Source organism: Micromonospora alfalfae (assembly GCF_022230925.1).
Taxonomy (GTDB): Bacteria; Actinomycetota; Actinomycetes; order Mycobacteriales; family Micromonosporaceae; genus Micromonospora; species Micromonospora alfalfae.
The window spans coordinates 1-6,364 of the sequence record NZ_JAKKFH010000051.1 but is presented as its reverse complement, the minus strand read 5'-3'; the positions used below and the strand labels follow the sequence as shown (position 1 = coordinate 6,364).

Annotated in this window: 4 protein-coding genes; 2 read left to right on the top strand and 2 right to left on the bottom strand. The window is 72.0% G+C overall.

Features of this window, described 5'->3' with window-relative positions; translation table 11 throughout:
* Positions 1–81: 81 nt before the first annotated feature.
* Together MED01_RS31195 and MED01_RS31190 are read right to left on the bottom strand one after the other, a co-directional pair.
* The gene (locus tag MED01_RS31195) at positions 82–1,539 is read right to left on the bottom strand and encodes an ATP-binding protein (RefSeq protein WP_238672049.1); all 1,458 of its coding nucleotides are present in this window, start codon (positions 1,537–1,539) and stop codon (positions 82–84) included.
* Positions 1,540–1,581: 42 nt separating this feature from the next.
* Positions 1,582–3,240, bottom strand: a complete 1,659-nt coding sequence (locus tag MED01_RS31190) for an NAD(P)/FAD-dependent oxidoreductase (RefSeq protein WP_238672048.1) — start codon at positions 3,238–3,240, stop codon at positions 1,582–1,584.
* Between the two features lie 151 nt (positions 3,241–3,391).
* Here MED01_RS31190 and MED01_RS31185 point away from each other — a divergent pair, with 151 nt between their 5' ends.
* Both MED01_RS31185 and smpB read left to right on the top strand, forming a co-directional pair.
* Positions 3,392–5,629, top strand: coding sequence for a hypothetical protein (locus MED01_RS31185; protein ID WP_238672047.1), 2,238 nt, complete (start codon positions 3,392–3,394; stop codon positions 5,627–5,629).
* A gap of 43 nt (positions 5,630–5,672) precedes the next feature.
* Positions 5,673–6,164 carry an SsrA-binding protein SmpB gene (gene smpB, locus MED01_RS31180; RefSeq protein WP_238672046.1) on the top strand — a complete coding sequence of 164 codons (492 nt, stop codon included), beginning with the start codon at positions 5,673–5,675 and terminating at the stop codon, positions 6,162–6,164.
* Positions 6,165–6,364 lie beyond the last annotated feature (200 nt).

The following is a 6,364-nucleotide window of genomic DNA, read 5'->3' as shown; positions in this document are numbered from 1 at the left end:
GGGCGGCGCGGGGCGGCGCGGGCCGAGGGGACTTGCTTGATCTGGGCGCCGCCTGATCGTGCCCGGGACCGCGTGCTGCCGCTAGGTGGTCGGCGGGTCGTGGGGCGCGTCCGGTGCGCCCTCGATGATCGGCAGCAGGACTCGGAAGATGGTGCGTCCCGGCTCGGTCTCCACCCTGATGTCGCCGTGGTGTTTGTGCACCACGATCCGGTACGAGATGTCCAACCCCAGACCGGTGCCGGCGCCGACCGGCTTGGTGGTGAAGAACGGTTCGAAGATGCGCGGGCGCACCTGCGGCGGAATGCCCGGCCCGGTGTCGACTATCTCCACCGCCAGTTGGTCGCCGATGCGTCCGGTGCGGACGGTCAGCACACCCTTCTCCCCCATCGCGCCCAACGCGTTGTCGATCAGGTTGGTCCACACCTGGTTCAGCTCGGCCGCGTACGCCGGGACGGGTGGTAGGTCCCGGTCGTACTCGCGGACCAGCTTGACCTCGGCGGGGATCTTGCCCTTGAACATCACCAGCGTGGCGTCGAGCAGGTCGTGCACGTCCACCACCCGGTGCGGCGCGCGGTCCAGCTGCGAGTACTGCTTGGCGGCGTCCACGAGCCCGGAGATCCGGGTGACCGCGTCGCCGATCTCGCGCATCAGCAGCTCGGTGTCGACGGTGTAGGTGAGCCACCGCACCGCCGCTTCCAGGTCCGCGGCCCCGACCGCGTCCTTCACCCGCGCCAGCCAGGCTGCGTCGAGTCCACCGCCGACCAGGATCGGCGCCAGGTCCCAGGCTCCGCCGACCCCGTGCTCCTCCAGCCAGTCGGTGAGGGTGTCCTCGGCGTCGGAGGTGGCCATCGGGGTCAACTTCGGCGCGGTGGCCACCCGGGAGACCGCCTCCTCCTGCAGGGCGACCAGGCCGTGCAGGGCGCTTCCGTCGAGCCGCCCGTCGGCGATCATGGCGAGCTTGTGCCGCATGCCGGCGACCCGGTCCCGCAGAACCGACGTGGCCCGCACCGCCGCCGCGGCCGGGTTGTTCAGCTCGTGGGTCAGCCCCGCCGAGAGCGAACCGAGCGCCAGCAACCGCTCCCGCTCACCGACGATGGCCTGGCTGTCCCGCATCCCGAAGAACAACCCTTCCAACAGGTGCATGGGCATCGGGAACCAGGACCGCAGGGCGTACGCCATGTCCTCCGCCGGTAGCACGAAGAACTCCGCGTCGGTCACCGCCCGCAGGCTGTTGCGGTAGATCTGCTCGACCTGGTCACCCAGGTACGCCTGAGTGGCCCCGCCGTACACCCCGCGCTGGTCGGTTCGGCTGACCTCGACGTCGTCGCCGCGCACCAGGCGACTCAACGCCACCGCCCCGCGCACCAGCACGAAGAAGCAGGTCGCGGGCTCACCCTCGCCGTACACGAGGGTGCCGCCGGCGCGCTGCTCGACCCGGCCGTGCTCGGCCAGCCAGTCGAGCTGCCCGTCGTCGAGCGCCTCGAACAGGAACAGGGTGCGCAACTGCGCCGGTGTCAGGCGGTCAGACTCGGTGGGCACAGGGACTCCTTCGCTCGCGACTGCGGGGCTCGCAACACCGGCTCATTGGGCCTCCAGGTAGCGGTGCACCAGCGACACCGCCATCGCACCCTCGCCAACGGCCGAGGCGACCCGTTTGACCGACTCGGCCCGCACGTCCCCGGCGGCGAACACGCCCGGCACGCTGGTTTCCAGGTGGTACGGGTCGCGCGACAGCGACCAGCCGGCCGGCCGCCGCCCCCCGGCGAGCAGATCCGGACCGGTCACGATGAAACCACGGTCGTCACGGACCAGCACCCCGTCCAGCCAGTCGGTGCGGGGCTCCGCGCCGATGAAGATGAACAGCCAGGAGGTGTCGACTGAGCGGGCCTCCCCGGTGCGGGTGTCGCACAGGGTGAGCCGTTCCAGGTGGTCCTCCCCCGCCCCGCCGACCACGGCGGTGTGCGGGTGCACGATGATCTTGTCGATCCGTTCCAGCTGGTCGATCAGGTAACGCGACATCGAGGCGGTCAGGTCCGCACCACGGATGAGCAGGTGCACCCTCGACGCGTACCGGGAGAAGTGGACCGCCGCCTGGCCGGCGGAGTTGGCCCCGCCGACGATGTAGACGTCCTGCTCGACGCAGCTCGGCGCTTCGGTGGCGGCGGCGCCGTAGAACACCCCCCGCCCGGTGAAGTCGGCCAGCCCAGGTGCGTCGAGCACCCGGTACGACACGCCGGTGGCCAGCACCACGGTGTGCGCGGCGATCTCGGTGCCGTCGCCGAAGCGCAGCAGGCGGGCACCGCCGGCCTCGCTGAGACCGACCACCTCCCGGGCGCTGAGCAGCTCGGCGCCGAACTTGACCGCCTGCCGCCGAGCCCGATCGGTCAACTGCGCGCCGGAGACGCCGTCCGGGAAGCCCAGGTAGTTCTCGATGCGGCTGCTCTGCCCGGCCTGACCGCCGGTCGCCCGTCGCTCCACGAGCACGGTGCGCAGCCCCTCCGACGCGCCGTACACCGCCGAACCGAGACCGGCGGGGCCGCCGCCGATCACCACCAGGTCGTAGAAGTCACACGCCGGCACCACAGTCAACCCGGCCAGCGCGGCCAACTCGGCCTCGCTCGGGGCGACCAACGCCTTGCCCTCCGGCGTCACCACCAGGGGCACGTCCGCCTCGGTGGCCCCGGCCGCGTCGAGCAACCGGACCCCCTCCGGGTCGTCGGACAACAGCCACCGGTACGGCACCAGGTTGCGGGCCAGGAAGTCGCGGACCTTGAACGACGGGGCCGACCAGCGGTGCCCGACGACCCGGATCTCCGCGCTGGCCGCGTCCGGGGTGACCGCCCACGCCTCCAGCAGCCCGTCGACCACCGGGTACAGCTTCTCCTCCGGCGGGTGCCAGGGCTTGAGCAGGTAGTGGTCCAGGTCGACCACGTTGATGGCCTCGATCGCGGCGTCGGTGTCCGCGTACGCGGTGAGCAGCACCCGGCGGGCCGCCGGGAAGATGTCCATTGCCGCTTCCAGGAACTCGACGCCGGTCATCTCCGGCATCCGGTGGTCGGCCAGCAGCAGCGCCACCTGTTCGCCCCGCAGTTTGACCTCGCGCAGCGCGTCCAGCGCCTCCGGGCCGGAGGACGCCCGCAACACCCGGTAGCGGTCGCCGTACCGGCGCCGGATGTCCCGGGCCACCGCCCGGGACACCACGGGGTCGTCGTCGACGGTCAGGATCACCGGGTTCGCCATGGCGCCATGAAATCACCTGTCGAGGGTCGACCGCACCATCGCCGAGGCCCGGCCCACGGTTGACCGCCCCGCAGACGGGTAAGCCGGGGAGCCGCGCGGGTGGCCGGACATCGACGACCCGCCCGGTTGCCGCGCACACCTCGGGGGGCCCATGGCGGACGCGACACCGACCGGACCGACGACGTCGGGCGGGATCGTGGAGCTACGGGTGCACGGTGTCTCCGGCGCGGGCGCGGACCAGGTGTTGGACCGGCCGTACGTGCACCAGGTCGCCGGGGACCGCAGCGGAGGTTTCTACCGACCGCGCCCCGGCTATCCGGACTCCACCGGGACGGACGGGGTGACGCTGGAGGCGTACCGCTGGAGTGACCTGCCGTCCGGCACGGCCGTGCGGACGCTGTCACTGGTCTTCCTGCTGCCGTTCATGCTCTGCAACGTGGCGCTCTGGATGCGCCCGGCGAACACCGTCTCGAAGCGCGGTTTCATGGCGCTGTGCCGGGTGCTCGCCCTCACCCTCACCATGCTCTACGTGCTCACCATCGTCGGGGTGGCGCTGGACCTGATCGCCTGGCGCTGCATGGACACCCCGTCGTGCCTGGCCGGCCGGAGCTGGCTGTCCTGGCTCGGCGGGCGACCGACCGGTCTGCGCCTGGGTGTGCTGGCGTTCGTGCCGGTCGCCGCCATCGGGCTCGTCTGGTGGCTGGGCGCTCGCCCGGGCCATTCGTTCGACGCGTTCCGGACGCCGTCGAGCCGGGCGTCGAAACACCGGTTGAGCGCCGTCGGCCAGTGGGACGGCGAGCCGCTGGTGGGTCGGCTGCGCTCCGTCCACGTCGCGGCGGCCTTCGGCACGCTGAGCGGCAGCCTGCTCGCCGCGCGGGCCAGCCAGCACCGCTCGTGGGTGATGGTGATCCTGCTGACCGCCACCGCGGCGGTGCTGCTGGCCTGCCTGGCCCTGGTCACCGTGGTGCCGAGCATCGACCGCACCGACCCGTCACCCCGGGTGGACGGCGTATTCCGCGGGCTGCGCACCATCGCCTGCGGCCTCACGATGCTGGTGATCGTGCACATCGTCATCAGCCCGGCCCCATGGCCGCAAGGCGGCGCGCTGCCCGGTTACGGCGCGATCGTGGCCTGGCTGTTCGTCAGCCAGACGGTGCTGGTGGTCGCGCTCGCCACGCTGGTGATCTGGCGGCGGGGCGGCGGGCAGAGCCGGTCACCCATACGCGCGCTGGGAGCGCCGGTCTTCATGACGATCTCGGCCGGGCTCGCGGTGGCGTTCTCGGCCGAGCTGGTCTACCGGGTGTCGGACCTGCTCGATCGCGAGGGTACGACAGCGGACGGCCTGGAAACCAGCCCTCCGCTGGCGTACAAATGGGCGATCTTCGGGTTTTTCCTGGCCGTGGTGACCGCGCTGCTGGTGGCCGGCGTGGTCACCAGGATGACCCGGCGCGGGCGGCGGCGGGCCGCCCGGGCGATCGTCGCCGCCGACTTCCCGGACGCGCCGCCGAGCGCGGCGGGCCGGCTGCGGCGGGTCGAGCAGGCGGTGGCCCGGGCCCGCTTCACCGAACGGTTGGAACCGCTCTCCGTGGTGTACGCCGGCCTGGCGGCGCTCGGCCTGGCCACCAGCGTGCTCGGCCTGCTCCAACTCCTACCCGGCGACGTGGCGCAGCGCTACGTCGGCGTGCCGGAGGGCATGGTCAACTTCCTGATCGGTTCCGGTAGCTACGTGATCGCCGCGATCCTGCTCGGCCTGGTCGTGGGCGGCATCTTCGCGTACCGGACGGCGCAGTTCCGTCGGTACGTGGGCGTGCTCTGGGATCTGGGCACCTTCTGGCCCCGGGCGGCGCACCCGTTCGCGCCGCCCTGCTACGCCGAGCGGGCCGTGCCGGAGTTGGCCAAGCGGATCACCTACCTGGTGGAACAGGGGCAGGGTGTGCTGCTGGCCGGGCACAGCCACGGCTCGGTGCTGCTCGCCGCCACGGTTCTGCAACTGCCCACCCGGATCACCGAGCGGGTAGCCCTGCTGACCTATGGGTCACCGCTGGGCCGGCTGTACTCCCGGCTCTTCCCGGCCTACGCCGACGAGCCGGCGCTGCGGGAGATCGGCGAACGAATCGGCTGGCGCTGGATCAACCTGTGGCGGGACACCGACCCGATCGGCGGCTGGATCTTCGCCTCCCACCGCCCCGGGGAGGCCGAGACGCTGACCGGTCCGCCGGCAAGCGTGGACCGGCGGTTGACCGACCCGCAGGACGTCGTGCCGGCGCCCAGCGACAGCGTTCCCCCACCGATCCTCGGACACTGGCCGTGCGAGTCGCAGGAGGCGTTCACGGACGCGGTACGGGAACTCACCGCACGACTACGCCCCCCGCACCCGGCACGCGACTGAGCCGGCCGGTACGACTGCTCCGGCAGCCGGATATCGTCGCCTGGTGACTCCGTCCAAGCCACCCGCCCGCCGGTTGATCGCCTCGAACAAAAAGGCCCGGCACGAGTACACGGTGCTGCGCACGTACGAGGCGGGCATCGTGCTGGTCGGCACCGAGGTGAAGTCGCTGCGCGAGGGGCGGGCCTCGCTGGTGGACGCGTTCGCGCACGAGCGCGACGGCGAGATCGTGTTGTACGGCCTGCACATCGCCGAGTACACCTACGGCACGTGGACCAACCACGCCCCGCGCCGCAACCGCAAACTGCTGCTGCACCGTGCCGAGATCGACCGCATCCTGGACCAGGTCCGCGAGGGCGGGGTGACCCTCGTTCCGCTGTCGATGTACTTCGAGAACGGCTACGCCAAGGTCGAACTGGCCCTCGCCAAGGGCAAGCGCTCCTACGACAAGCGGCAGACCCTGGCCGAGCGCGACGCCAACCGGGAGATCGCCCGCGAGCTGGGCCGGCACCTCAAGGGCCACCCCCGCCGGCCCTGACGCCGTAACGGGTCGTCCGCGCGCTCTCCGTGGGGGCGCGTTCGCGGTGCCCGTCGCGGGTTCTCCTCGCTAACGCCGTCGCACGTGCTGCGTGCGGTCGCCTTCGTGTGCGGTCGCCTTCGCGTGCGCTCGCGCGGGCGGTCGCCTTCGCGTGCGGTCGCCTTCGCGTGCGGTCGCCTTCGCGTGCGCTCGCGCGGGCG